This window comes from Amycolatopsis albidoflavus (assembly GCF_039525725.1).
In the GTDB taxonomy this organism is placed as follows: Bacteria; Actinomycetota; Actinomycetes; order Mycobacteriales; family Pseudonocardiaceae; genus Amycolatopsis; species Amycolatopsis albidoflava.
In genome coordinates this window covers 214367-238691 of record NZ_BAAAHV010000033.1, presented here as the reverse complement: position 1 = coordinate 238691, position 24325 = coordinate 214367, and the positions used below count along the sequence as shown (strand labels likewise).

At 67.8% G+C, this 24325-nt stretch carries 23 protein-coding genes; 14 read left to right on the top strand and 9 right to left on the bottom strand.

The window, feature by feature from the left end:
* The first annotated feature begins 8 nt into the window (after positions 1-8).
* A complete protein-coding gene (locus tag ABD156_RS47485; protein WP_344288916.1) occupies positions 9-1292 on the top strand; it encodes an ATP-binding protein in 1284 nt (427 codons plus the stop codon).
* On the opposite strand, the gene ABD156_RS47480 is transcribed toward ABD156_RS47485, so the two are convergent.
* The 4 genes from ABD156_RS47480 to ABD156_RS47465 are packed head-to-tail and all read right to left on the bottom strand — an operon-like array spanning position 1216 to position 5263.
* Positions 1216-1926 carry an HAD family hydrolase gene (locus tag ABD156_RS47480; protein ID WP_344288787.1) on the bottom strand — a complete coding sequence of 237 codons (711 nt, stop codon included), beginning with the start codon at positions 1924-1926 and terminating at the stop codon, positions 1216-1218. The genes ABD156_RS47485 and ABD156_RS47480 overlap by 77 nt on opposite strands.
* Complete coding sequence (locus ABD156_RS47475; protein ID WP_344288785.1) at positions 1923-2447, bottom strand: GtrA family protein; 525 nt, start codon at positions 2445-2447, stop codon at positions 1923-1925. Before ABD156_RS47475 ends, ABD156_RS47480 begins: the two co-directional genes overlap by 4 nt.
* A 37-nt stretch (positions 2448-2484) precedes the next feature.
* Positions 2485-2985: a GtrA family protein gene (locus ABD156_RS47470; protein ID WP_344288783.1), complete on the bottom strand. Its 501-nt coding sequence runs from the start codon at positions 2983-2985 to the stop codon at positions 2485-2487.
* A 10-nt stretch (positions 2986-2995) separates the two neighbouring features.
* Positions 2996-5263, bottom strand: coding sequence for a sigma-70 family RNA polymerase sigma factor (locus ABD156_RS47465; RefSeq protein WP_344288781.1), 2268 nt, complete (start codon positions 5261-5263; stop codon positions 2996-2998).
* 256 nt (positions 5264-5519) lie between these two features.
* Between ABD156_RS47465 and ABD156_RS47460 the strand changes: the two genes are divergently transcribed.
* Positions 5520-6371 carry a GGDEF domain-containing protein gene (locus tag ABD156_RS47460; RefSeq protein ID WP_344288779.1) on the top strand — a complete coding sequence of 284 codons (852 nt, stop codon included), beginning with the start codon at positions 5520-5522 and terminating at the stop codon, positions 6369-6371.
* A gap of 53 nt (positions 6372-6424) precedes the next feature.
* Positions 6425-7759, top strand: a complete 1335-nt coding sequence (locus ABD156_RS47455; protein WP_344288777.1) for a glycosyltransferase 87 family protein — start codon at positions 6425-6427, stop codon at positions 7757-7759.
* A gap of 168 nt (positions 7760-7927) precedes the next feature.
* Here ABD156_RS47455 and ABD156_RS47450 read toward each other — a convergent pair whose 3' ends face one another.
* The gene (locus ABD156_RS47450; RefSeq protein ID WP_344288775.1) at positions 7928-8290 is read right to left on the bottom strand and encodes a hypothetical protein; all 363 of its coding nucleotides are present in this window, start codon (positions 8288-8290) and stop codon (positions 7928-7930) included.
* 678 nt (positions 8291-8968) lie between these two features.
* Between ABD156_RS47450 and ABD156_RS47445 the strand changes: the two genes are divergently transcribed.
* Complete coding sequence (locus ABD156_RS47445) at positions 8969-10153, top strand: 5-(carboxyamino)imidazole ribonucleotide synthase (RefSeq protein ID WP_344288773.1); 1185 nt, start codon at positions 8969-8971, stop codon at positions 10151-10153.
* Between the two features lie 11 nt (positions 10154-10164).
* Positions 10165-10662 (top strand): 5-(carboxyamino)imidazole ribonucleotide mutase, encoded by a 498-nt coding sequence (gene purE, locus ABD156_RS47440; protein WP_101435814.1) that lies wholly within the window; start codon positions 10165-10167, stop codon positions 10660-10662.
* A 53-nt stretch (positions 10663-10715) separates the two neighbouring features.
* Here the strand turns inward: purE and ABD156_RS47435 are convergent, their stop codons facing one another.
* Entirely contained in the window at positions 10716-12389 is a 1674-nt protein-coding gene (locus ABD156_RS47435) for a class I adenylate-forming enzyme family protein (protein WP_344288769.1), read from the bottom strand.
* A gap of 119 nt (positions 12390-12508) precedes the next feature.
* On the opposite strand from ABD156_RS47435, the gene ABD156_RS47430 reads away from it, so the two are divergent.
* The 8 genes from ABD156_RS47430 (at position 12509) to ABD156_RS47395 (ending at position 19442) form a co-directional block, all read left to right on the top strand.
* Positions 12509-13666: an acyl-CoA dehydrogenase family protein gene (locus ABD156_RS47430; protein WP_344288767.1), complete on the top strand. Its 1158-nt coding sequence runs from the start codon at positions 12509-12511 to the stop codon at positions 13664-13666.
* A gap of 138 nt (positions 13667-13804) precedes the next feature.
* The gene (locus ABD156_RS47425) at positions 13805-14440 is read left to right on the top strand and encodes a DUF3558 domain-containing protein (protein ID WP_344288765.1); all 636 of its coding nucleotides are present in this window, start codon (positions 13805-13807) and stop codon (positions 14438-14440) included.
* A 177-nt stretch (positions 14441-14617) separates the two neighbouring features.
* Positions 14618-15088 carry a hypothetical protein gene (locus ABD156_RS47420; RefSeq protein ID WP_344288763.1) on the top strand — a complete coding sequence of 157 codons (471 nt, stop codon included), beginning with the start codon at positions 14618-14620 and terminating at the stop codon, positions 15086-15088.
* The gene (locus ABD156_RS47415; protein ID WP_344288761.1) at positions 15088-15729 is read left to right on the top strand and encodes a DUF3558 domain-containing protein; all 642 of its coding nucleotides are present in this window, start codon (positions 15088-15090) and stop codon (positions 15727-15729) included. The genes ABD156_RS47420 and ABD156_RS47415 overlap by 1 nt, the downstream gene beginning before the upstream one ends.
* 3 nt (positions 15730-15732) lie before the next feature.
* Complete coding sequence (locus ABD156_RS47410) at positions 15733-17175, top strand: hypothetical protein (protein ID WP_344288759.1); 1443 nt, start codon at positions 15733-15735, stop codon at positions 17173-17175.
* 8 nt (positions 17176-17183) lie between these two features.
* A complete protein-coding gene (locus tag ABD156_RS47405) occupies positions 17184-17924 on the top strand; it encodes an ESX secretion-associated protein EspG (protein ID WP_344288757.1) in 741 nt (246 codons plus the stop codon).
* A gap of 75 nt (positions 17925-17999) precedes the next feature.
* Entirely contained in the window at positions 18000-18935 is a 936-nt protein-coding gene (locus tag ABD156_RS47400; protein WP_344288755.1) for an esterase/lipase family protein, read from the top strand.
* 84 nt (positions 18936-19019) lie between these two features.
* The gene (locus tag ABD156_RS47395) at positions 19020-19442 is read left to right on the top strand and encodes a hypothetical protein (RefSeq protein ID WP_344288753.1); all 423 of its coding nucleotides are present in this window, start codon (positions 19020-19022) and stop codon (positions 19440-19442) included.
* Here ABD156_RS47395 and ABD156_RS47390 read toward each other — a convergent pair.
* On the bottom strand, positions 19378-21282 hold the full coding sequence (locus ABD156_RS47390) for a GTP-binding protein (protein ID WP_344288751.1): 1905 nt from the start codon (positions 21280-21282) through the stop codon (positions 19378-19380). The two genes, ABD156_RS47395 and ABD156_RS47390, sit on opposite strands and share 65 nt — an antisense overlap.
* A 273-nt stretch (positions 21283-21555) precedes the next feature.
* On the opposite strand from ABD156_RS47390, the gene ABD156_RS47385 reads away from it, so the two are divergent.
* Entirely contained in the window at positions 21556-21984 is a 429-nt protein-coding gene (locus tag ABD156_RS47385; protein ID WP_344288749.1) for a DoxX family protein, read from the top strand.
* 16 nt (positions 21985-22000) lie between these two features.
* On the opposite strand, the gene ABD156_RS47380 is transcribed toward ABD156_RS47385, so the two are convergent.
* The gene (locus ABD156_RS47380) at positions 22001-22705 is read right to left on the bottom strand and encodes a TIGR03089 family protein (protein WP_344288747.1); all 705 of its coding nucleotides are present in this window, start codon (positions 22703-22705) and stop codon (positions 22001-22003) included.
* Positions 22706-22803: 98 nt separating this feature from the next.
* Positions 22804-24069 carry an LCP family protein gene (locus tag ABD156_RS47375; RefSeq protein ID WP_377927817.1) on the bottom strand — a complete coding sequence of 422 codons (1266 nt, stop codon included), beginning with the start codon at positions 24067-24069 and terminating at the stop codon, positions 22804-22806.
* Positions 24070-24325: the final 256 nt, after the last annotated feature.

Here is a 24325-nt window from a genome sequence, read left to right as displayed (position 1 = left end):
CGATGAGCATGCGCCGCCGGATCCTGCTGGCGATCCTCCTCGCCGTGCTGGTCACCGCGGCCGTGCTGGGCATCCCGCTCGGCGTCACCGCGTGGCGGCTGGTGGAGAACCTCAACCGGGAAAGCCTGGCCGAACGGGCCCGCAACATCGCCGCGACGGTGGACACGCAGGTCGCGAACGGCCAGGAAATCGACCTGGAGCAATTCCGCGTCGGCGTTCCCGAGGGCGGCATGCTGATCGTGCGCGCCGAGGGTTTCAGCGAGAAGCACCTCGGCGCGAACCCCGGGCCGAACCCAGTGGTCGAATCGGTCCCGACCGCGCGCAGCGGCACGGTAATGCTGGCGATCCCGAGCGGTCCGGTGCGCACAAAACAGACGCAGGTGACGCTGCTGGTCGTGCTGCTGGTGGTCCTGTCAGTCGGTACCGGCACGGTGGTGGCGACAGTGACCGCCCGCCGCCTGGCGAAACCGCTGCGGCACGTCGCAGACCGCGCGTCCCGCCTGGGCGGTGGTGATTTCCGCCCCGATCCGAGCCGGTATCGCGTGGCCGAACTGGACATGGTCGCGGAGGCCTTGGACACGTCCGGGTCCGCCTTGGCGCAGCTCGTGCAGCGGGAACGGCAGCTGGTCGGGGATGTCTCGCACCAGCTGCGGAGCCGGTTGACCGCTCTGCAGCTTCGGTTGGAACCGCTGACCGGCCACGAAGACCCGGATGTTGCGGAGGAATCCCGGGCCGCGCAGGAACAAGCCGACCGCCTAGCCCAAGCCCTAGATGAGCTTCTGGCCGCCGCCCGCGCCGCCCGCGAGGTAGACGCCGAGCCGGTCGACCTGCCGGTGACGCTGCCCGCCGTTGCGGAGGAATGGCGTCAACTGCTGCGGGTCGAGGGCCGAAATCTACGCCTGAAGGTCGCGGACGGCTTGATGGTGCGCGTGACCCCGGCGCGGCTGCGCGAGGTGATCGGGGTCCTGCTGGACAACGCCCTCCGCCACGGCGCGGGGACTGTGACGCTGTCCGCCCGCCGCGGCGACGCGGAGGGAACGGTGGTGATCGAGGTGGCGGACACCGGGTCCGGAGTGCCGGACGAAATCGCACCCCACATTTTTGAACGAGGCTTTTCCGGCGGGGGCTCGACCGGGGTTGGCTTGGCTCTGGCGCGCGCCCTGGTCGAGGCGGATGGCGGACGGCTGGAATTGTCGAATAAGCGTCCGGCGATTTTCAGTCTTTTCTTGAAGGTCCCGCGCCCGGACGAGGTGGGAGAATTGCGGTGGCCCGCTGAGCCGGTTCCTCGGTGAGCAGGATCTGGACGGCTTGCCCCAGGTCGGCGGCGATGCGATGCGGTGGTTGCTGATCTTGCGGCCACGTGCGGTGGTGGCTGATCCAGAGGGTCTGAATTCCGGCGCTGTGCCCGCCTGCGATGTCCAAGCGTGGACTGTCACCGATGAGCCAATCGTCGGGTGACAACGTGGTTCCGCAGTTTTGCGCGGCTCGACGGAAGATGCGCGGATCCGGTTTGCGCAGTCTTACGGCGTCGGAAATGCAGTAACCGTCGACTGCTTCGGCGAGGCCGGTGCGCTGGAGCTTCGCTAACTGGTTGTCCCGCATCCCATTGGTGACGACGCCGATTCGCCATCCGGCAGCGCGCAAAGTACCGAGATCGTCCAGCGCGTGCGGGTAGAGCTGCACGAGCCGCGGGATTCTCGCGCGGTAGCTCGCCCACAGCTGTTCAGCGGGCTCGGCCAACTCGAACTTCTGCCTGGCTTCGGCGAAGAACCGGTCCATCGGCCCTTCGCTCCGTGCGGAGATCAGCCAGGCGGCCGCGTCGTCTGGGAGCCGGTGCTGTGCGGCGAATTCCGTGGCCCAGCGGGAAAACGCCCCGCTGAGATCGGTCAGCGTGTCGTCAAGGTCGAACAGCGCCAGCCGGGTCACCGGGGAAGCCGGGTGACCCCGTCCTTCCGCCGTTCGCCCAGCTCATCCGGGAAGACCCACTTCTTGAATCCCCAGAACCGGAACACCATCGCCAGCAGCATGCCGATGATCGACCCGCTCGCGAAGTCCGCCACCTCCTGCACGAAGCGCGACACGTTCGGCACTTCCAGGTGCAGCCAGTAGCGCGAGATCAGCAGCGGAATGAGGTTCACCACCACCGCGACGCCGCTGATCACGAAGAACAGCGTCGCCTCGTGGGCGCGTTCGCGGCCGCCCCTGGTGCGGAACGACCATTCGCGGTTGAGCACGTACGACACGATCGTCGCGACGATGATCGCGATCGCCTTCGCCGTGGTCGGTTTCGACTCCAGCACGCTGAGCTTCAGCAGGTACCAGACGCCGTTGTCGACCAGGAAGGTCGTGCCGCCCACGATCGCGAACTTCAGCAGCTCCCGGTGCTTCACGAGCACGGAGCGCAATGGCTCGGGGGTGCGGGCGAGCACGGTTTCGACGACGGTCACGTATCGCAGTCTAGAGAATTCGAGGTCACGCCAGGTCTCAGGCGGCCTTACGGTCCGGAATATCCGGATTGTCATTCCGCCCCGGTTCCGGCCGGACACCCTCCGTGGGGAAAACCCACTTCTTGAACGCCCACCAGCGGAACAACGTCCCGAGCAGGGTGCCGATGATCATCCCGCTCACGAAGTCGGCGGACTCCTGGCCGACCAGGCTCACGTGCGGCACCTGCAGGTCCAGCACGTACCGCGAAACCCACTGCGGCAACGCGTTCAGCCCGAGCGCGACCCCGCTGATCAGGAAAAACAGCGCTGCCTCGTGCGCGCGCTCCCGCCCGCCGCGAGTGCGGAAGGCCCACTCCCGATTCGCGACGTAGGAAAAGATCGTGGCGACCAGCACACCGACGATCAGCGCCGTGACCGGATGCGTCCGCAGCACGGTGAACTTCAGGACGTACGTGATCGTCAGCGTGATGACGAAGCTCGTGCCGCCGACCAGGGCGAAACGGACCAGCTCACGGTGCTTCGCCAGGAGTTCGCGCACCTGGCGGACGCTACTCCGTGAACCAGCCGAAGAACCCCCGGGGTTCGACCGACGGCGGACGGTTGTCGTGGTTACCGGGTTTGCCCGGCTTGCCGTTCGAACCGGGGTTCGGCGGCGCGCTCGTGGTGGTCGACGGGCTGCTGGACGTCGGGTCCGGGGTCTCGTCGTCAGACGACGTCGAGGTCGGCGGGGCGGTGGTGGGCTTCGGGTTCTTCGACGGACTCGGCGAGTGGCTCTTCGAAGTCGAGGTCGAGGGCGACGTCGTTGGCAACGGCACCGACGTGGACGACCATGGCCCAATCGTCGGATCGTGGCACATGTCCCACCAGCAATCGAGCGGCACCGAAACCGGTTTCGCCGAGGCACTGCCGAGCGATGCGTTGACCGTGACGGTGTCCGGGCCGTCGAACGGCTCACGGTTCACACCCACCCACAACTCCGCCGTCTCGCCCGGAGCCAATGGCTTGACGCTGGTGCAGCTCAGGCTCGCATCGCCGGAAGTGCACTTGAACCGCTTGACGCTGAACGGCCCCGTAGCACGGTGGTCGATGGTGATGGTGACCGGTTTCGTGCTCTGTCCGGTGTTCTGCACGTCGGCCTTGAGGACCGGATGGAACCAAGGGCCGAGCTTGCTGGCCGCCAGCGAGAGGTCGTCCTTCGGAGCCTTGACCTTCACCTGCACGCGGACACTGACGTTCACCGAAGCACCCGCCGTGACCGAACCGGTCACCGTGCCGCCGCTCGCGTTGTCGTCTGCCTTCAACCGGAACATCAGGACAGCCGATTGCCCAGGCTGCAACCCGCTGCCCGTCTTGCACGTGACCGTGCCAGTGCCGCCCGGGCACGCGACCTGCATCGGCCCGGACTGCGCGGCCGCCTCGCTGGAGTACGCGCCGGCAGCGCCGCCGCCGTTCGCGCCAACCGCCTGCACGCCAGGCGGCAGGTTCAGCGTCGCCTGGACCGGATCGGACACCGAACCGCCGTCGTTGCGCACGGTGATCGGCAGCGCGACCGGTCCGCCGCCCGGCTGGAGTTCGACCCCACCCGGCGGCATGGCCGCGGAAAGCTGCGGCGGAGCGGCCGGGTTCGGAGCTGGCGGCTGCGCCGGCGGTGCGGCCGGAGGAGCCGCAGGCGGCGGCACGGCCGGAGGCGCGGGCTGAGCAGGCGGCGGTGCCTGCGGAGCCGGGGGCGCGGCCGGAGGAGCGGGCTTCGGCGCAGGTGCAGGTGCCGGTGCCGGCGCGGCGGCCGGCGGCGCGGGAGCCTGCTGAGCGGCCGGAATGGTCTGCGTCCCGCCACCAGCAGCCAGGGCGACCGCGACCGCGGCCACCATCGCGGCCCCGGACATGGCGACCCCAGCGAACTGCCGAGGCGCGGACGCAGCTGCCGCCGCACCCGCCTTGGCTCCGCCTGCCGCAGCCGCGCCAGCACCAACCGCGGCGGCACCGGCAGTAGCCGCGCTCGCCTTGGCCGCGCCGATCGTGGCCAGGTAGCCGAGAGCGGCGCCGCCCAGGACGATCGGGGCGATGATCGCGCGCAGGCTGCCGTTGACGTCGGCCAGTTCGGCCGCCAGCATCCGGCATTCGTCGCATTCGTCGAGGTGGTTTTCCACCTGGGAGCGTTCGCGCTTGGACAGCCCGTCGCGCGTCCAGGCCCCGAGCCGCTCGGCCGTCGCACGGCAACGGTCCGCACCGTTTTCCTGCAGGTGGACCTGCAGATAAGCCTGGCGGAGCCCTTCCCGGGCGCGGTACGCGAGCGCGGACACGCCGTTCGCGGTCAGCCCGAGCAGCGGCGCGACTTCAGCCGGGCTCTGCTGCTCGATTTCGGTGTGCCACAGCACTGCCTGCCAGCGTTCCGGCAGCCGTGCGAAGGCTTTCGCGGCCATCGTGCGCTCGAGGCCGGCGACGGCGGTGTCGGAGAACGGCACGGTGAGCGCCTCGCCGGCGGTCCCGCCGACGTCGCTCATGTCCTCGTTGAGGTCGATCCGGCGGTCGCGACGGGTCTTGTCGTACGCGGTGTGACGCAGCGCGGTAAGCAGGTACGCACGGAAGGCGCTGTCCGGGCCCTTCCCGCCACGCAGCGTGTCCAGAACCTTCGAGAACGCCTCCGACACGAGGTCGTCGGCCTCCGAGCTGGACCGCGCGAGCTGGCGGGCGAGGTTGTGCGCGGCACCGCTGTGCCGCTCGTAGAGCGGACCGTAGGACGCGATCTTTCCCGCGCGCACCTCTGCGATCAGCTCGGCGTCACTCTTACCGGAGAGATCGGCGGGAACGGTGGACACGGGGCTCCTTTAAGGCTGCGCGCGCGGCGGACTCCACGCGCCTTACTCCCTACAACGCACACCAAGTGTGACGGATGCGGCGACACTCGTCACGCCGTGGTCCGTCAGATGGCTCAGTAGGCGCAGCAAGTTCACCTCCTCGTCTGGTGATTAGACGAAAAAGATCGGGGAAAACGCGTCACGAGGGGAGTTGCGCCGCGTCCCCTCCGTGATTGGGGAACAAGATCGACAGGTACCGGAAGGAGCTGGGGGTTCGGTGGACGTACCGGCGACCGGGGCGCGGTTCGGCTCCGCAGGCGACTCGTCGGGGGACGAGACGCGTGCGCGGTTCGAGCGGGACCGCCATTTGCGGGCATTGCGAGCTCGCTGGCGAACAGCCAGCCTCGCCGCCGGCTGGCGTTTCCCGAGCGACTGGGCATTGCCCGAAGTAGACGCGGTGTGCGCGGCAGTCGTGCGGCACGGCTCGACCGGCGCGGAGAACGCGCTGGCCGGACTGGGCCGGGCGCGGGCCGCGGCGGGAGCGGGGCTGTCGGAAACGCTGTCCGACCTGGCCGCCCTGCACGCGGTGCTCGCCGACCCGCACGCGGTCGACGGATTCGTCGCGCCGGACGTCGACGCCACTCCGGCCCGGCTGCTCCGCGTGACCGCGCTGGCCTGGGCGGATGTCGCCACCGATCAGCTCGTGCACACCGAGGTCACCGACCCGCTCACCGGCCTGCCGTCCGCGGCGTACCTGCGGACCCGGCTCGGCGAGATCTACCGCGGCGGCGTCAACGAGGCGAACGTGCTGCTCACGGTCTCGCTGGATTTGACGGCGGTGTCCGGCTGGCCTCGGCTGACGGCGATGATCCTCGCCGCGGACGCCGTCCGGGCCGTGTTCGACACCGGCGAGTGCTACGCGACGATCGGCCCGTCCGCGGTCGCGGTGCTGGCCGAACGCAACGAACGCCTGGCCACGCGCGGAGTCGCGTTGCGAAGGGCGCTCAACGAACGCCTTTCGGTGGATCCGCAGCTGCGTGACGTCGCCCGTCCGCTGGTGTCGGCCGTGCGGCTTCCCGGGACGCATGACCGGGCCTGTGAGCTGCTGACGGAACTGGCGCACAGCTGAGCCCCGGTCCCCCTTCCCGACCAGCATTCCCGCGTTCATGCTTTCCTGGTGTGGTGACCAGGACCGTACCCTCCGCTGCCGACGGCGAAGCTCCGGTGAATCGATCCGGGCAGCCCCGGCTGGCTCTGCGCCGATCTCTGGCACGGCTCTCCGTGCGCCCGCGTTCGATGCTCATCTTCGCGGTGTTCCCGCTGCTCGCGATCGCGGTCGGGTTCTGGGGCTGGACGCACGACTGGAACCTCGGCGTGGACAGCGCGGTCTATCGGGCAGGCGCGCTGCAGCTGCTGCGCGGCGACAATCTCTACGACGCGAACACGCTGCCCACCGAACCCGGCTGGGCGCTGCTGCCGTTCACCTACCCGCCGACCGCGGCGCTGCTGTTCGCGCCGCTCGCGCTCGTTCCGGTGCAGGTGGCGTGGGGTTTCCTCACCGTGGTGTCGCTGGGCGCGCTCGCGCTGTCGGTGCGAATCGCGATCGGCGCGCTGCCCCGCCCGGCCGCCGACGGACCCCGCTGGTGGGCCTCGCCCGCGCGGTCGACCATCGTGTTCTTCCTGGTCTTCCTCGGCCTGGAACCGGTGTGGCGGACGATCTTCCTCGGCCAGATCAATCTGATCCTGATGGCGATGGTCCTGCTGGACATGCTCGTCATCGGCGCACGCGGGAGCCGCTGGGGCGGTGTGCTCGTCGGGCTCGCGGCCGCGATCAAGCTGACGCCCATCGTCTTTCTCGGCCACCTGCTGGTCACCGGCCGCTGGAAAGACGCTTTGCGCGGATTCGCGACTTTCGTCGGAATGCAGGCGCTGCTGTTCTTGATCAACCCGCACGATTCGTGGAAATACTGGACCAAAACGCTGCCCGACACCGGCCGGATCGGCCCGGTGCACTGGGCGGGCAACCAGTCCCTGAACGCACTGATGAACCGTGCCACCGACCTGGCCCCGTGGGCCTCCAGCGCGGCGACCGTCATCGGCCTGGTGCTGGCGATTCCGGCGCTGTGGCTGATGTTCCGCTTCCACCGGCGCGGACAGGCGCTGGCCGCGCTGCTCGTCACGGCGTTCTGGATTCTGCTGATCTCGCCGATTTCCTGGACGCACCACTGGGTCTGGGTCGCGCCGCTGGTCGTGCTCCTGGTGTCCAGGTTGCCGAAAACCACCCCGGCGACCGCGTGGAAACGGTGGCTGGGGACGTTCCTGGTGGCGTTCGTGTTCGTCAGCTGCGTATTGCTGATCTTGCCGAATGGCCGGAATGTCGAGCTGCATTGGAAGGTGTGGCAGAACATTCTCGGCGACGCCTACATCCTGATGCCGGTGGTGCTGGCTGTCGCGCTGGTGCTGCGGTGGGGTTTGCAGCGGCGTGCCCGCAACCGGGCTGAGCAGGAATCTTCTTAGGTATTTTCGCTGGTCAACGGCTTGCTGACGGTTTTTGTCGGTGGTGGCGGTTACTGTCTGGATCGCGGTGGTTACGCGGCCGTCCGGAGCCAGACTCGCGGACGGGCACGGCCATCGTTCTGGTCCGGCGTTCTTCGCGGGCAGATCAACCGAATAGTGAGCCCTTGTTTACTCCGCGGCGTCGCCGTAGAAGTCGCCCAGCGCGGTGCGGGTGTACTGGATCAGCAGATCGGCGTGCGCGAAGCCATCCGGAAGACAGTCGCGGGCCGCGGTGAGCAACTCGTCGAACCGGAGAGGCGGAGTGACGGTCTTGGCGAGTGGGTGCCGTTCGCGGAGCTGCTTCATCAGCTCGGCGAGGTAGATGACGGCTGAGTTGGAGTCGGTGCTCCAAAGCCAGGCGAGAACTTCGCCGAACCCCTTGGGGAAGGCCAACGGCCGGGTTTCGCCGGTGAGCATCCCGGTGGCCACGCCGGGGAGGCTGGCTTGCCGGAGGGCATGAAGAACCGGACGCGGGAGGGTGACGGAATCCATCCGGCCATCCTGCTGCAGCGGGACTGGCTGGGGCGGGTTTCCGCACCGGGGTGTCCGGTTGAGGTCCGGGTGCCGCTGCCGACCCAGCTCGCGCGATCCGTTCCAGCCGATCGCCTTCGTTGGGCTTCGTGGGGAGGTTTCGGCGGAAAGCTAGGTCGCTCCGTGCCGCCGATCCACTGGGACGCGCGCACTTCAGCCGGTTTCCGCCGACCCCGGCCTGTCATGCCTCAGCCGTCGCGATTCGCCCCGCATCTGGCTGGCTAGCCGCGTTCGACGCGCTTCTGCCGAGAACCCCCGTGGGAAGTGTGGCCTTTGAAGCACTGTCCGGCCGGTTCGCGGAGGTGCCCGAGGCTTCCTCCGACCCGACCCGACCCGACCCGACCCGGCTCGGCTCGGTTCGGCTGAGTGCAGTCGTTCGGATCTGCCCCGCATTGGCTGCCCAGCCGCCGAGCCCGGTCGCCCCGATCTGCCCCACTCACTGGCCGCGTCCGCCGCGCTCCGACCAATGCCTTCCCGCCGAAACGAGATCCGCCCGCCCGCCGTCCAGCCGGGCGCGCCACCCCGCCCGGTACCCGCCAACCCCAGCCGCCCGGCCCCAACCCCACCCCGTCACCCGCCTCACTCCGCCGCAGGTCGCCGACGGTCCGCCAGCTCCCGCCCAGTAACCTGGTCTCCGCTATGGACAAACGAACCGGTCTTCCCATCGTCGGCATGGTGGGCGGCGGGCAGCTCGCCCGCATGACGCAGCAGGCGGCGATTTCCCTCGGCCAGTCGCTGAAGGTGCTGGCGGCCGACGAGGGCGACGCGGCGGCCCTCGTCGCCAGTGACGTCGTGCTCGGCCACCACACCGACCTCGACGCGCTGATCGATTTCGCCCGCCAGGTCGACGTGGTCACCTTCGACCACGAGCACGTGCCCGGCGAGCACCTGCTCACCCTCGCCACCGAGGGCTTCGTCGTCCGCCCCGCGCCCACCGCGCTCGGGTTCGCGCAGAACAAGCTCGTGATGCGCGAGATGATGGCCGGCCTCGGCGTGCCCGGTCCCGCCTTCGCCGAAGTGTCCACTGTGGACGATGTGGTGACGTTCGGCGGCGAGCACGGCTGGCCGGTGGTGCTCAAGGCGTCGCGCGGCGGATACGACGGCCGGGGCGTCTGGATGCTCGACACCGCCCAACAGGCCCGCGAAACCATTCCCGAACTCCTCGAAGCCGGCACGGAGCTGCTGGTCGAGGAGAAGGTCGTGATGAAGCGCGAGCTGTCCGCGCTGGTCGCGCGCTCGCCGTTCGGCCAGGGTGCGGCGTACCCGGTGGTCGAGACCGTCCAGACGAACGGCATCAACACCGAGGTCCTCGCCCCGGCACCGGGGCTGGCCGAATCGCGCGTGCACGAGGCGCAGGAGCTGGCGTTGCGCATCGCGTCGACGCTCGACGTCACCGGGCTGCTCGCGGTCGAGCTGTTCGAGACCGAGACCGGCCTGCTGGTCAACGAGCTGGCGATGCGCCCGCACAACTCCGGCCACTGGACCATGGACGGCTCGCGCACGTCGCAGTTCGAGCAGCACCTGCGCGGCGTCCTGGACTACCCGCTCGGCCGCACCGACCTGATCGCGCCCGCGTGCGTGATGGCGAACGTGCTCGGCGCGGACGTCTCGCCGCAGATGAGCCCGGACGAGCGGGTGCACCACTTGTTCGCGCGGTTCCCCGAGGTGAAAATCCACCTCTACGGCAAGCAGGACCGGCCCGGCCGCAAGCTCGGGCACGTCAACTTCGTCGGCGACCGCATGGACGACCTGCGCAACCGCGCGCTGCTGTCCGCGCACTGGCTGTCCCACGCCGTCTGGCTCGACGGCTACGAGATCCACTGAAGGGGAACACAATGGCGCCGCAGGTGGGCGTGATCATGGGCAGCGACTCCGACTGGCCGGTGATGGAGGCCGCGGGACAAGCGCTGGACGAGTTCGGCGTCGAGTACGAGGTCGGCGTCTACTCGGCACACCGCACCCCGCAGCGGATGCTGGACTACGCGAAGTCCGCGGCCGACCGGGGCATCCGCACGATCATCGCGGGCGCGGGCGGCGCCGCGCACCTGCCGGGCATGGTCGCGTCGGCGACGGTGCTGCCGGTGATCGGCGTGCCGGTTCCGCTGAAGTACCTGGACGGCATGGACTCGCTGCTGTCGATCGTGCAGATGCCGGCCGGCATCCCGGTCGCGACCGTGTCCGTCGGCGGGGCGCGCAACGCCGGTCTCCTCGCGGTTCGCATCCTCGCCGCGGCTGACCTGCAGCTGCAGGCGAAACTGACGCAGTTCCAGGAAGACCTTGAGCAGTTGGTGCTCGACAAGGACGCCAAACTCCGCGAAAAAGCCGGCAAGTAGCTCGTGCACGCGGATGCCGGTCCGGAACCGGCATCCGCACGCACCGCGCTAGCTCAAGCCGGGTCGGGCAGCTGCTTCCGCAGTTCGCGCTTCAGCACCTTGCCCGCCGCCGACACCGGGATCTCCGCCACGAAATGCAGCTCCCGCAGGCGTTTGTACGGCAGTACCTTCTCGTTCACCGCGGCCATCAGCTGTTCGGCGTCCACTGAGGAATCCGGCTGCCGCACCACGAACGCCACCGGCAGTTCGCCGACCTCCGGGCTCGGGCGGCCGACCACCGCAGCCGACAGCACGCCCGGCGACGCGCTCAGCAGCTCCTCCAGCTCACGCGGAAAGACGTTGTATCCCTTGTACAGCAGCATGTCTTTCTTGCGATCCACAATGGACAGATAGCCGTCCTCGTCGAGAACGCCGATGTCGCCGGTGTGCAGCCATCCGTCGACCAGCGCGGCGGCGGTCTCCTCCGGACGGTTCCGGTACCCGCGCATCACCTGCGGCCCGCGCAAGCACACCTCGCCCTCTTGCCCGGGCGGCAACGGCTCCTCGCTGCTATCCGCGACGAGCTTGACCTCAGTGTCGAAGATCGGCCCGCCGACCGATCCGACCTTGCGCACGCCGGACCGGTAGCTCGGCGAGATCACCGCGCCCATCGTCACCTCGGTGAGCCCGTACCCCTCGGCGATCACGACGTCAGGGAACCGCTGGTGCAGCGCGCGGATCATCTCGTGGCTCATCGGTGCGGCACCGGAGCCGATGTTGCGCACCGACGACAGGTCGGCAGTGTGGAACGCAGGCGTCGCCAGCAACGCCGCGAACAGCGCCGGCGCGCCGCCGATGGTCGTGACCTGCAGTCGCTCAGCGTCCGCGACATACGCCGCCGGATCGAACCGCGCGTGCAGCACTGTCGTCCCGCCGCTCATCAGCGGACCGTTGAGTCCCGCGATCACGCCCATCGCGTGGAACCACGGCGTCAGGTTGATGGCGGTGCCGGTGCCAAGCCGCGTCGGCCATTCGTCCGGGCTGCCGACCTGGTCGATCGTCAGGTCGCCGTTCGCGTCGAGCGCCGGTATCGAGCCGGTCGACCAGCAGGTGTGCTGCAGCGTGTTCGTGACGACGTTGCGATGCGTGAGCTCGACGCCTTTGGATCGCCCGGTCGTGCCACCCGTGTAGGCGAGATGTGCGAGGTCGGTGTCCACATCGATCGCCACGTCCGGCCTGGTCGCGGGCTGGTCAGCGAAGAACTCGCGGAACTCCACACCCCCTTCGCCCAGCTCATCAGCAGGCGAGACGACGATCGTGAGCCGCGCCGGAATCCGGTCGGCAACCGCCGCGAGTGTGCCCGCCACCGGTCCAAAGGTCACCACGGCCGCAGCCCCGCAGTCGGTCAGCTGAAAGGCGAGGTCGTCCGGCGGAAGCAGCGGATTCGTCGGACTGAATGTCGCTCCCGCCAGCAGGATGCCGTGGTAGGCGATCGGATAGGCGAGACAGTTCGGCAGATGCACGGCGACGACGTCGCCCCGCCCGATGCCGCGGGCCAGCAACGCCTGCGCGAACCGGCAGGCGGCTTGCCAGGTCTGAGCGAACGTGAGCTGATCGTCGCCCATCGCGAACGCGACGCGGTCGCCGTAGCGCGTCGCGGCGCCGGCGAGCACCGAACCGATCGGCACCTGGGGGTAGTCAAGGGAAGCGGGCAATCCGGGCGGCGGGGTCGACGCAGTGGCAGCCATCACGTGACCATACGAATGGTGAGGCCGAGGACACAAGCAGCGAGCCGCCGCGTCCGGTGTGAACGCGGGCTAACATCGGGGGACTTTCTCCCGTTTCGCTGCAGAAGAGGTGACTGAAGGTGGCCGAGGGCCTGTATCAGCTGGCCGAAGAGCACGAGGAACTGCGCGCCGCGGTCCGGGCTCTAGCCGAAAAGGAGATCGCCCCGTACGCGGCGGAGGTCGACGAACAGGAGCGCTACCCGGTCGAGGCCAACCAGGCGCTTGTCAAGGCGGGTTTCAACGCCGTCCACATCGGCGAGGAATACGACGGCCAGGGCGCCGACGCCATCGGCGCGTGCATCGTGATCGAGGAGGTCGCCCGCGTCGACGCGTCGGCGTCCCTCATCCCGGCAGTCAACAAGCTGGGCACGCAGCCCATCATCCTGTCCGGTTCGGAAGCCCTGAAGAAGCTGGTCCTTCCGTCCATCGCCTCGGGCGAGGCGTCCGCGTCCTACGCCCTGTCCGAACGAGAGGCTGGCTCGGACACCGCGTCCATGCGCACCCGCGCCCGCCTCGACGGCGACCACTGGGTCCTCAACGGCACCAAATGCTGGATCACCAACGCCGGCGAATCGTCGTGGTACACGGTCATGGCCGTAACCGACCCGAACGCGGAAAAGAAGGCCAACGGCATTTCCGCCTTCGTCGTGCACAAAGACGACCCAGGATTCTCGGTAGGCCCGAAGGAAAAGAAGCTCGGCATCAAGGGTTCCCCCACCCGAGAGATCTACTTCGAAAACTGCACCATCCCCGCGGACCGCATCATCGGCGAACCAGGCACCGGCCTGAAAACCGCCCTGCGCACCCTGGACCACACCCGCCCGACCATCGGCGCGCAGGCCCTCGGAATCGCCCAGGGCGCCCTGGACGCAGCCGTCGCGTACGTCAAGGAACGCAAGCAATTCGGCAAGGCGATCGCGGAATTCCAGGGAATCCAGTTCATGCTGGCCGATATGGGAACGAAAATCGAAGCCGCCCGTCACCTGGTGTACGCATCCGCAGCGTCCTCGGAACGCGGTGACAAGCGCGCCAGCTTCACCGCATCGGCAGCCAAGGCCTACGCGTCCGACGTGGCAATGTCGGTAACCACGGACGCAGTGCAGCTGTTCGGCGGCGCAGGCTACACGCGAGACTTCCCGGTGGAGCGCATGATGCGCGACGCGAAGATTACGCAGATTTATGAAGGCACGAACCAAATCCAGAAGGTCGTAATGGCTCGGTCTCTGCTGAAGGGCTGAGCCCCCGACGGTCCGCCGAAGAGCCCCACTACCCAAATCGGGTGGTGGGGCTCTTCTTGCGCTCGATCTCGCCGTCTTCGGGCGCGTGACTGGCTACAGTTGCGGCTGGGAGACAGAGTTGCAGGGGGAGACTGTTGAATGAAGATGCGCTTCGCGATTATGACCACTATCGCGGTGGTAGGGGCCACGTTCGTGGCGGGGTGTTCCGGAAGCCCTACGCCAGCCCCGGATCTTGGCGCGACGAGGCCTTCTCCGCCAGCTACTGGGAAGCCCCTGCCTTATGCAGGCGCGCCAAAGGTAGGACATCCGCTGCCGGAATCAGTGTTGTCAGCGCATCCGTGCGACAGCGCACTCACTGCGGAGCAGGTGAGCGGGATTCTGGCTCAAACACCTCAGGGCGAGCACGATGACATAGATGCACTTGGCGCGCAGTGTCATTGGACTAACATCGACGCCGGCGCGATTGTGACTGTCTTGTACGGCACGAAGACCTCGGACGGTTTGAGCGCGGTCTACGCGAATACGAAGCCGCGCTCCACGATGTGGCAACCGCTTCCTCCGGTACACGGATTGCCTGCTGTCGCGCACTCGACCTACAGCGCCGAAGGGTCCAAGTCGTTCTGTCAGGTAAGCGTCGGCGTCACGGACCGGCGCACTGTCGACGTTTCGATCACCCTTGGCCAAGCAAAGGTCGGCAGGACAGCGCCTTGTGCGGTCGATGCTCAGATCACCGGCATGGTCGTCGCCAACCTGAAGCAGAAGGCGGGTGCTTGACCCATGCTCGTTCCTCCGGGTTGCGTAGCGGTTTGCCCTGCTTGACCTGGTGCACAGTGGGGTGAGTTTGCCTGTTTCCGTCACCCCGCTGTGAGCAGTTGGTTACAGTGACAGCGGAGGGGCCTCGGGACTGGTTGCCTGGTCGAGAGGCGGTGCGCGGTGCACGGGAGGGCGGGCATGGCTGAGAACGACCCAGGGAAAGCGATAGAAACGACAGGGTGGCTGACCGGGCTGCCGATCACCGTCGTAGGTGCTGCGATGAACGTGGCCAAAGGGGTGTCGGACGCTGCTGCGGTGGCATCTGCCACGAAGGCGGGGGCAGGGTTCACCTTGAGCCCGGACGAAGCGCGCTCGCTGCTCGACCGTGCGAAGCGCCTCAGGGATAATGCGGCGACGATGCGTGCGGAGGCTGTATCACTGACCCAGCTCACGCCGCCGGCGCAGGACCCCGGCAGTACTGGATTCAACCAGCAAGCAGTCAACGCTTTTACGGCCGGCAGGGACGCGAATGAGCGTATGTACCAGTACATGACGGAGTTGATCGAGCGCCTGGAGAAGGCGATGGGCATTGTTGGCGAGTCGGATGGCCGTGCGGCTGCTGATGTGAAGGCTGTCGGGAACAGCGGCGCAGACAAGGGAATGATTTGATGAAGGTTAAGTTCGCTTCGTTCTCTGCAGGGATTGCGACTACCGTTGTGTTAGTCGCTGGCTGTTCGGGTGGTTCGACGCCGAGCCCGCCCCCTGTTTCGTCTGGCGTCCCGGCCTCTTCGTCGGCCGCTGGAAAGACCTTGCCGTATGCAGGTGCGCCCAAAGTGGAGAAACCTCTGCCGGATTCGGTTCTGACGGTGCACCCATGCGACAGCGCGTTCACGTCGGGACAGGTAGGCAAGATTCTGGGGAAAGAAATACAAGGAAAGCAAGCCGACAACGCTTCCCTCGGTGCGCAATGCCACTGGGTGAACAGTGATTCCGGTGCCGCGTTGACAGTCTTGTATGTAACAAAAGTTTCCGACGGTTTGAGTGCGGTATATGCAAACTCAAAGCCGCAATCTACGGTGTGGCGGCCGCTCCCTCTGGTGCAAGGCCTTCCTGCCGTGGCGCATTCAACCTATGGACCGCAGGGAGACAAGTCCTTTTGCCAGGTGAGCATCGGAATCAGCGATGAGCATGATGTCGATGTGTCCGTTACGTTGAGTCCGTCAAAGGTTGGCGCGAAGGACCCGTGTGACGTTACTGCTCAGATATCGGACATGGTGGTCGCCAACCTGAAGCAGAAGGCGGGTGCGTGACCGATGGGGTTCTTCGACTTCATCGGTGACGGAGCCAAATGGATTGGCGACCGCATCAGTGACGCGGATGACTGGGTCAACGATCGGCTCAAAGACGCTGGTGGCTGGTTTTCCGACTTCTACCATGGAAACCTCGGCGACCAAGCGGTTCCGGCGCCGGCGATTGTGCAGCAAGTTCAGCAAGGGCCGGGGACATCATCCTGGGACAGTGGCAGCTCCACGGTTCAGAAGATGATCCAGGAGCACAACCAGAACAGCGACGACGCGCAGCAGATCACCACCATGCTCGAATCTGTCTGGACCGGCGACGGGGCGGATGCGGCTCGCGCGAGGCTCAGACCCTTGTCTGATGCGTCGGCTACCTCCGCGCAGGCATACGTGGTCAATGGACAGAAACTGGTTGACACCACGCACGGCTACAACGACATGAAGATCGCGCTGCAGTCGATGCCTCCGACGCCCCCGCACAAGAATCTGTGGGATCAGGGGACTCCGTGGGACACCGATACCGAGAAGCAGATCAACGAGTACAACGCGGCAGCGAATCACAACGTTGAGCGGTATCAGAAATACGCGGATCAGGCCAAGACCAACGGTCAAGGGCTGAATAGCAATTACGGTCAGGTTTCCGGGTTCGACGGGCAGAATCTCAAGATCGACTCCGGTGGCGATCACGCGAAGAGCAAGAGCGAGTCGCACAAGAAGGCTTATCGGGGGCGGGATTCTGGTGGGCCGGGGAGTGGGCCTGGGACCACTGGTGGGAACTGGCCTGGAGACAGCGGGGCCGGGACCAGCGGACCTGGCAGCGTTGGGCCTGGCAGCAGCGGGCCGGGGGCAAGTGGCAGCGGGTCTGGGGGCAGTGGGGCGGTTGGTGGAACTGGCGGGGTGCCGTTCCATCCGGGGAGTATGGGAAGCGGCGGGACATACCCGGGGAGCACCGACGGGACGTCGACATCTGGGTGGACGCCCCCGTCGGTCGATCGGGTTGGTGGGTCCAACGGGACTCCCTCGACGCCGACCTCTTGGGGGACCGGCGGCGGTAGCAGCAGCAACAACAGCGTTGGCGGCTGGGCACCGGGTGGGTTTGGGCCGCTCGGCAGCAGCGGTGGTGGAGCAGGTAGCGAAGCGGGTCGCGGCGGAGGGATCGCGGCGCGGCTTGGCGGGGGCGCGGGCGTAGGCACAGGAGCGGGTGCCGGAGTGGGCGCGGGAGAAGAGGGGCGCGGAACAACAGCGGCGGCAGGGAAGGGCGCGGCCGGAGCCAAGGGAAGCCCGGGGATGGGTGGCATGGCCGGCGGCGGAAAAGGCAAAGGCGAGGAAGACAAAGAACACCAGCGCAAGTACGGAATCGAAGACGACTCCGCGTTCTCGCTCGTCGACGAGAACGGCGAGCGGGCACTCGACCCGCGCACTGGGCTGCCTCCGACACCCCCGACGATTGGTGGTTGAGGGGTCCGATGACGATCATCGACAGACCGCTGCGGATGCCGCGGTCGGTGTTCTTGGCGCTTTGGCACGCGGAGGATCTCGGGAAAGTACCGGTGGTCGTCGAGGACACACCGATGTACTTGACCGAGGAAGGCGCGGCCGAAAGGGCGAAGCGGACGCGGGATCTTCTTGCGCAGCTGGGCGAAACGGCCGCGGAAGCGTTGCGTGGCACGCTGAGGCTGCTCGCTACCGCGCGGCATGAGGTGTACGGGTGGACTGACTTCGGCACCCATCAAGAGGACAACGGGGCGATTCTCGTTGCGGCGAGCGGGAAAGAAGCCGTGCGGTTGATTACCGACGCGGAGTCCGTTCAGCTCGACCCGGTGTCACCCCGCGAACTGGCGGCTTGTTTGGTCATGGCGATGCCGGACTGCCCTCCGGCGGCGGTGCGGGTGATGCAGGTCAGCCGGGAGTACTACGACGGGGGCGGCAGCGCTGATCCGCTGGCGGAGGAAGGCGGCGACGCGGACGAGTTGCGGTATCTGATGCGGGCGCCGCGGGACGCGGTGCATCTGTTGCATGCCGCGGTCCGGGACGGGAGGGGCGAGCGGAGCTACAGTTCGCCGTTGTCGGTCATCGATCTCAGGGGGCGGGGGCGGGTGCTGAGCTTCCAGAGCACCAAGGACGGCGCCGCGCAGATCAGTGTCTACCCGGGAAACCGGGCGTCCTTGATCGATGCGGTGGATCGAACGCTCGCCGGATTGCGATAAAAACTAGTAACCGCGTTTCCCTTTCTCGTGTTCCGCGTTAACCACTGCGTCGGGTTCACAGAGAGGTGAAACGGTATGGGCGTACGCGCGTTCGGACGGGGCATGGTCCTCCTGGCGGCGACGGTGGTCGCGCTCGGCGGCGGCACCGCGGTGGCATCGGGGGCGACCGGGCAGGAACCGACTGGTCCGGTGCAGCCGAACATCATCGCCGCGGCGATCTACTCGGTCGGGCAGCCGACGATCGCGCCGCCGGGGGCCAACGACTGGAATTGCAAACCCTCCGCCGAGCATCCGAACCCGGTGCTGCTGTCCAACGGCACCACGGCCAACGCGTACGAGAACTGGGCGAATCTGTCCCAGAAGCTCGCCAACGCGGGGTACTGCGTGTTCGCCGGCAAATTCGGCGGGTCGCCGGGGGCGTTCCTGCAGACGGTCGGGCCGGTGGCGGGGACCGCGGGGCAGCTCGCGACCTTCGGGGACAAGATTCTGAAGGCCACCGGGGCCTCGAAACTCGACGTCGTCGGGCATTCGCAGGGCGGGATGAACCCGCGCTACTGGATCAAATACCTCGGCGGCGCGAGCAAGATCGGCAAGCTGATCGGGCTGTCTCCGTCCAATTACGGCACCAACCTGTTCGGCCTGCTGACCGCGATCCAGGCGATCCCGCCCGCTCGCGACCTCGTGGGGGTGGCGTGCGCGGCTTGCAATGAGCAGTCCACCGGGTCCGCGTTCCTCAACGACCTCAACGCGGGCGGAGACACGGTTCCGGGCGTCGATTACACGGTCATCCAGACCCGGTATGACGACGTTGTCACCCCTTACACCAACGCCTTCCTCAAGCCCGCGCCCAACGTGAAAAACCTCGTCCTCCAGGACGTCTGCGGGCTCGACTACACCGACCACCTCGGCATCACCTACGACCCGATCGCGCAGCGCGAGGTGCTCAACGCGCTCGACCCGCAGCACGCGAAGAAGCCCAGCTGCGTGTTCGTGCCCCCGGTGATCAGCTGAGATACCCCCGCCGCGGGGTAAAAACGCGAACACTTCCGCCGACTCGGTTGTGCGGGGTCCCGCCGCGATGTCACAGTCGGTGACATGTTCTGGCTGCTCCCCGACACCTGGACGCCGCACGACGAGGCCGAGCTGGTCGCCGGATGGCGGCTTTGGCTCGAGCTGAGCGACCGCGCGTGGCCCACCGCGTCGTGGGACGGCACCCCGTCCGGCGCGGTGGGCCCGTTGCGCGAACTGCTCGACGCGTGCGACGAAATCGAGCGCACGTGCCGGGAAACGGCCGAGCCGTCCGCGGAGTTCACGGACCTCGTTCAGCCGCTCGTGCTGTGCGCGAGCGCGGTCATCTGCCTGTGGTGGGACGACCACGCCCCGCTCGACTCCACTCGCGCGAAGGCGCTCCACGAGGACCTGCGCCGGTTTTCGGCCCTCGCGGAGCGCGTCCTCACGCTGTTGTCCGCCCACGGCGGCTGGACGGAACTCGACGCGGCCCGCCGCCACCCGGCTTGAGCCGGTATTCGGCGAAGCTGCTCACCAGCGTTCCTTCGCCTTGGGTTAGTGCGGGCAAGGCCTGTTCCAGTTCGTGTGCGGAGGCGGCCGGGAGGTGACCGTCCACAGTGCACCGGTCACCGGCGATCACTGGCTCGCCGGGCGCTGCGCGAAGTTCCACCAGCTTCCGTAGCACCGCGCTGACTGCGGCGGCCGGTGCTTCGATTTCGAATGCGTGGACCGGTTCGTACACCCGCGTTCCGGCCTGGCCTAGCGCTTCCTGCAGCACTAGCCGGGTCATGCCGCGGAAATCCCCGGCGGTGCTCACCGGCGGGTAGAATGCGGTATCGGTGAGGGTGACTACGCAGTCGATCACTTCCCGGCCGTGCAAGCCTTCACGCAGGATCTCGTAAACGGTGTCTTCAACGGCTTTGTGAAACGACAGCGGCAACGAACCGAGTTCGACTTCCAGTCGGTAGTCGGTGCCGGAGCCGGGCGGGCCAGGCTCGACGCGAAGTCCGACTGTGGCCCAGAAGAACACTCGTTCGTCCGGTGCGGGATGGCGCACGCGGTGTCCAGTCCCGTGTAGACGTTCGACCAGCAGCGGGCGTGATTCCTCGAATTCAGCGGCGATTCCGAACTCTTCGGCGAGCGTCGTCCGGATTACTTCCTTCTGTACTTCGCCATACAAACGGACGGTGATGTCCTGTTCCTGGCGGCGGATGCTGATCAGCGGGTCCTGTTCGGACAGTCGGGTCAGTGCGATGTACAGCGCGCTGGTCTGGTCTGGATCGACCGGGTACACCAGCGTTTCCAAGCTCGGCGGGGCGAAGAACCGGTTCTGGGAAAGGTCGGTGCCTTCGCCGAGCCGGTCGCCGATCTGGATTTCCGGCAATCCCCAGACGCGGGCGACATCCCCGGCCAGCGCCTCGCCGGACACCGGGGTCGCGCCGTGCTCGAACACTCGCACAGCGGACGGGCGGCTGACGCTTTCCGTGCCCAAGCGTCGGAACCGCACCGGCCGGCGTGCCGCTAAGGAGCCGGAAAACATTCGCACGTAAGCGATTTTCTCGCCGGAACGGCCGCGTTCGATCTTGAATACGGTGGCGTCGAGCGGTCCGTCCGCGCAGCGTTCGCGGGACGGCAGCAGTTCGTAAACCCCGGCGATAAGGTCGCGCACACCAGCTCCGGTGGCGGCCGAACCGAAGAAGACCGGATACACCGAGGCTGTGGCGACCTGACGTGCCAACGCATCACGGTAATCCATTGAGGACGCTGTACCGGCCACATAGGACTCAACGAAGGTGTCGTCTCCGGCCAGCGCGTCAGCGAGCCGTTCGTCGAAGGGCAGCGGCACCGGGTGTGCGTTGGCGGTGCCGATTCCGTCCACCGTGCTCATCGCGACGCAGTGCGGGGAAAGCTTGGTACGCAAGGATTCCAGCAAGGAGGCTTCGCGAGCACCGGTGCGGTCGATCTTGTTCACGAACACCAGCACCGGAATGCCGAGCCGGACGAGCGTGCGCATCAACACGCGGGTCTGGGCCTGCACGCCTTCCACCGCGGACACCACGAGCACCGCGCCGTCGAGCACGCCGACGGCGCGTTCGACTTCGGCGATGAAATCGGGGTGGCCGGGGGTGTCCACGAGGCTGAGCCGGTGTCCGGGCGTGCTGACCGCCACGACGGCGGATTTGATGGTGATGCCGCGCCGGCGTTCGAGGTCGAGCGAATCGGTCTGGGTGTCGCCGTCGTCGACGCGGCCGGCGTGGTCGATCACGCCGGTCTCGAAGAGCAGCCGTTCAGTGAGGCTGGTTTTACCTGCGTCGATGTGCGCCAGGATGCCGATGGTCAGTGCTTTCATGCGTGCGGAAGTCCTCAGATACGGGAGACAGGCCGAACTGGGGTCGATCGGACTGTCGGCGCATCGGGGCTCCTCGCAGGTAGAGAACACGCCCGCGAGCAGGCGAACACTCGCGGATATCGGCACGGTAGCGCCGGGCCGGGCGCGGTGTACAGCGAGTTTTCGGTGCCTGTCGGTTTCCTGTCGATCACTGGCTGACACCCCCGCGGCGGGTGTTCAGTGCCCTACCGTGGGCCGGGTCAGTTGAATTTTCACCTATCGGGAGCTGTCTCCATGTTGACTCGAGTCAAGGACGTCGCGCTGCTGCTCGGCCGCATCGGCATCGCGGTGGTGTTCTTCGCCCACGGCCTGCAGAAGTGGGACAGCGGCGTCGGCGCGACCGCCGAAATGTTCAGCCAGATCGGCATCCCGCTGCCGAGCGTCGCCGCGTTCCTCGTGATCGTGCTCGAACTGCTCGGCTCGATCGCGTTCGTCGTCGGCTTCCTGCTGCCGGTGGTCGCCATCGGCTACGCGATCAACATGGCCGGCGCGCTGATCTCGGTGCACGCGGCGCACGGCCTCACCGGCGAAGGCGGCTACGAGCTGGTGCTGGTGCTCGGACTCACCGCGCTGGCGCTGGGCTTCAACGGCGGACGGCTTTCCCTCGACCACGCGCTGTTCCGGCGTCGCCGAGAGGGCGCGAACGAGCTGCAGACCGCCTGACCACCGCCGCCAGCGCTCACCCGGTCAGGTCGGCGGTGGTGCGTTCGGCCTCGCGGCGGGCGGCCAGCTTCGCCGGGTCGGCGTTCGTCACCTGGACCAGGTGCGCGCTGGCGGCGAGCGGGACGAGCAGTCCGTCGAGGACGCCGTCCGGCACCGTCCAGTCCATCGTGGACAAAACTCGGTCTGCCTCGGTCAGGCCGAGTTTTGCCGCGCGGGCAGTGGCTTCCGCCCACACTTCGTCCACAGTGGAGGATCCGAGGGCCAGGGTGTCGCCGGTGGCCGGCCGCATCGGGAAGAACTGGTCGCCGGACATCCGGGCCTCGTTGAGGTAGTCGAGCGCTCCGCCGGACGGCGGCGTCGACAGGCCGCGGCCCATCGGGTCGAGCGACACCACCGCGACAGCCGGGGCGTCGATCTGCTCGTCCGGGCTGGTGAAAACCACTCGCGCACCCTCGGGCTCGGCGACCACGCGGGCACCGCACCACCACGCGCCGAGCAGCACGCCCGCGGTCTGCCAGTGCGCGGGCAGCCGCACCGCGACAGCGTCGCCCGGCTCCACGTCGAACTCGTCGACCAGCCAGTTCGCCGTTTTCGCGGCCCAGTTCTGCATCGTCGCCACGGACAGCTCGACCCGGCTGCCGAGCCGGTCGTCGTAATGCGTGACCAGCGGTTTCGCCGGCGAGGCCAGAAGCGGGCGCAGCAGCTGCTCGGTGAGGCTCATGCGCCCGCCTCGCTAGCGCTCGGCGCGGCATGAGCCGAAGGCGCAGTGTTGAATGATTCGCTCGCAAGCTCGCTCATGTCCTCAGGCTAGCCGCGGCGTCAGTCGACGCAGGGCACGCCCGGGATTCCGGAGTCCAGGCCCTGCGGCACCGCTCCGGCCGCCGCGCCGCCGCCCCCGTTTCCCGTGCTTCCGGGGCTGGGGCGTCCGGCCAGTCCGGCCACGAACTTCTGCACCGCGCCCGGGTCGACCTCGACGATGCTCTGCCCGTCCTCGCTGCGGCCGTTCGTGGTGATCACCGGGATCGTCGCGAAGGTCAAGTCGCCGGACGCGACGCCCTTGACCTGCTGGGCGAATTCGAGCACGTCGAGGCTGTCGTCGAGGACGAACGACCGGTGCACCGCGTCCATCAGGCTGTTCAGCGTGCCCGGATTGGCGAGCGTGCCCGCGGACAGCACCTTGCGCATCGCCGAGGACAGGAACGCCTGCTGCCGCTTGATCCGGTCGAGGTCGCCGTTCGGCAGATTCTTGCGCTGGCGCACGAAGGACAGCGCCTCGCCGCCGCTCACCGTCTGCACGCCGCGGCGGAAGTTCGCCCCGGAGTCCTTGTCCGACGTCGCGTGGTTGAGGCACACCGGAACGCCGCCGACCGCCTCGGTGATCAGGTAGAAGCCGAGCAGGTTGACCTCGGCGTAGTGGTCGATGCGCGCCTGGGTGAGGTCCTGCACGGTCTGGACCAGCGCCCGCCGCCCGGCGGCGTCCGAATCGCGCGCGATCTTCGCCTGATCGTGCTCGCCCTGCGCGCGCTCCTCCTGCTCGGCGTGCGCCTTGGCGACGCCGTACGCGGAGTTGATCTTCGCCTTGCCGCGGCCCGGCACGTCGACCCAGCTGTCGCGCGGAATCGACACCGCGGACGCCTTGCCGCCGTTCTTCGGGATCCGCAGCAGGATGATGGTGTCGGTGTTGATCCCGGCTTTGTCCTCGGTGCGCAACGACTTCAGCATGCTCAGCGGAAGCGGGTTGCCCTGCTGGTCGGTGCGCGCGTCGCTGCCGACGAGCAGGATGTCGGTGCCGCCGTCGTCGGCGGGCGGGGCCGGCGGCTCGCCGTCGCGCGGGGTGAGAACGTCGGCGGTCGCGACGTTGTCCTGCAGTTTGTCCTTGGTGACGTACGCGTAGCCGGTCGCGCCCAGTGCGACCAGGGAGACCAGGCCGATCGCGACGCGGCGGGTGATCCGGGTGACCCGGCCCGTGCGGCGTCGCGGTTCCTCCGGCGGCACCGGGTTCGACGGCTGGGGGAGTTCGACGCGCGGGTGCGGGGAGGGCTTCCACTCGGGAGCGGCTTCCTGCTCGGCAGCGGCATCCTCGATGCTGGCGGCACTCTCGGTGCTGGCGGCAGCTTCGGCGCTGGCGACGCCCTCGGTTCCGGTGGCTCCTTCGGCGCTGGCGGCACCCTCGGTAACCGGCTCGGTTTCCTCAGCCGCGCGGTCCTCGGCCGACGCTTCGGCGGCCTCTCCGGCGACCGGTTCGGCGGCGGCGTGCTTCGGCTCCGTCGTTCCGTCGGATCCGCGGTCCGAGGCGTCGGAAACCGCCGGACTGTCGGCGGGATCCGCCGTCCGGTCCGGT

Bases quoted from the DNA above. Each gene is read 5' to 3' on its own strand.
- ABD156_RS47485 (WP_344288916.1), top strand. From the start codon at position 9: ATGCGCCGCCGGATCCTGCTGGCGATCCTCCTCGCCGTGCTGGTCACC.
- ABD156_RS47450 (WP_344288775.1), bottom strand. From the start codon at position 8,290: ATGGATTCCGTCACCCTCCCGCGTCCGGTTCTTCATGCCCTCCGGCAA.
- ABD156_RS47445 (WP_344288773.1), top strand. From the start codon at position 8,969: ATGGACAAACGAACCGGTCTTCCCATCGTCGGCATGGTGGGCGGCGGG.
- purE (WP_101435814.1), top strand. From the start codon at position 10,165: ATGGCGCCGCAGGTGGGCGTGATCATGGGCAGCGACTCCGACTGGCCG.
- ABD156_RS47435 (WP_344288769.1), bottom strand. From the start codon at position 12,389: ATGGCTGCCACTGCGTCGACCCCGCCGCCCGGATTGCCCGCTTCCCTT.
- ABD156_RS47425 (WP_344288765.1), top strand. From the start codon at position 13,805: ATGAAGATGCGCTTCGCGATTATGACCACTATCGCGGTGGTAGGGGCC.
- ABD156_RS47420 (WP_344288763.1), top strand. From the start codon at position 14,618: ATGGCTGAGAACGACCCAGGGAAAGCGATAGAAACGACAGGGTGGCTG.
- ABD156_RS47415 (WP_344288761.1), top strand. From the start codon at position 15,088: ATGAAGGTTAAGTTCGCTTCGTTCTCTGCAGGGATTGCGACTACCGTT.
- ABD156_RS47410 (WP_344288759.1), top strand. From the start codon at position 15,733: ATGGGGTTCTTCGACTTCATCGGTGACGGAGCCAAATGGATTGGCGAC.
- ABD156_RS47405 (WP_344288757.1), top strand. From the start codon at position 17,184: ATGACGATCATCGACAGACCGCTGCGGATGCCGCGGTCGGTGTTCTTG.
- ABD156_RS47400 (WP_344288755.1), top strand. From the start codon at position 18,000: ATGGGCGTACGCGCGTTCGGACGGGGCATGGTCCTCCTGGCGGCGACG.
- ABD156_RS47395 (WP_344288753.1), top strand. From the start codon at position 19,020: ATGTTCTGGCTGCTCCCCGACACCTGGACGCCGCACGACGAGGCCGAG.
- ABD156_RS47390 (WP_344288751.1), bottom strand. From the start codon at position 21,282: ATGAAAGCACTGACCATCGGCATCCTGGCGCACATCGACGCAGGTAAA.
- ABD156_RS47385 (WP_344288749.1), top strand. From the start codon at position 21,556: ATGTTGACTCGAGTCAAGGACGTCGCGCTGCTGCTCGGCCGCATCGGC.
- ABD156_RS47380 (WP_344288747.1), bottom strand. From the start codon at position 22,705: ATGAGCCTCACCGAGCAGCTGCTGCGCCCGCTTCTGGCCTCGCCGGCG.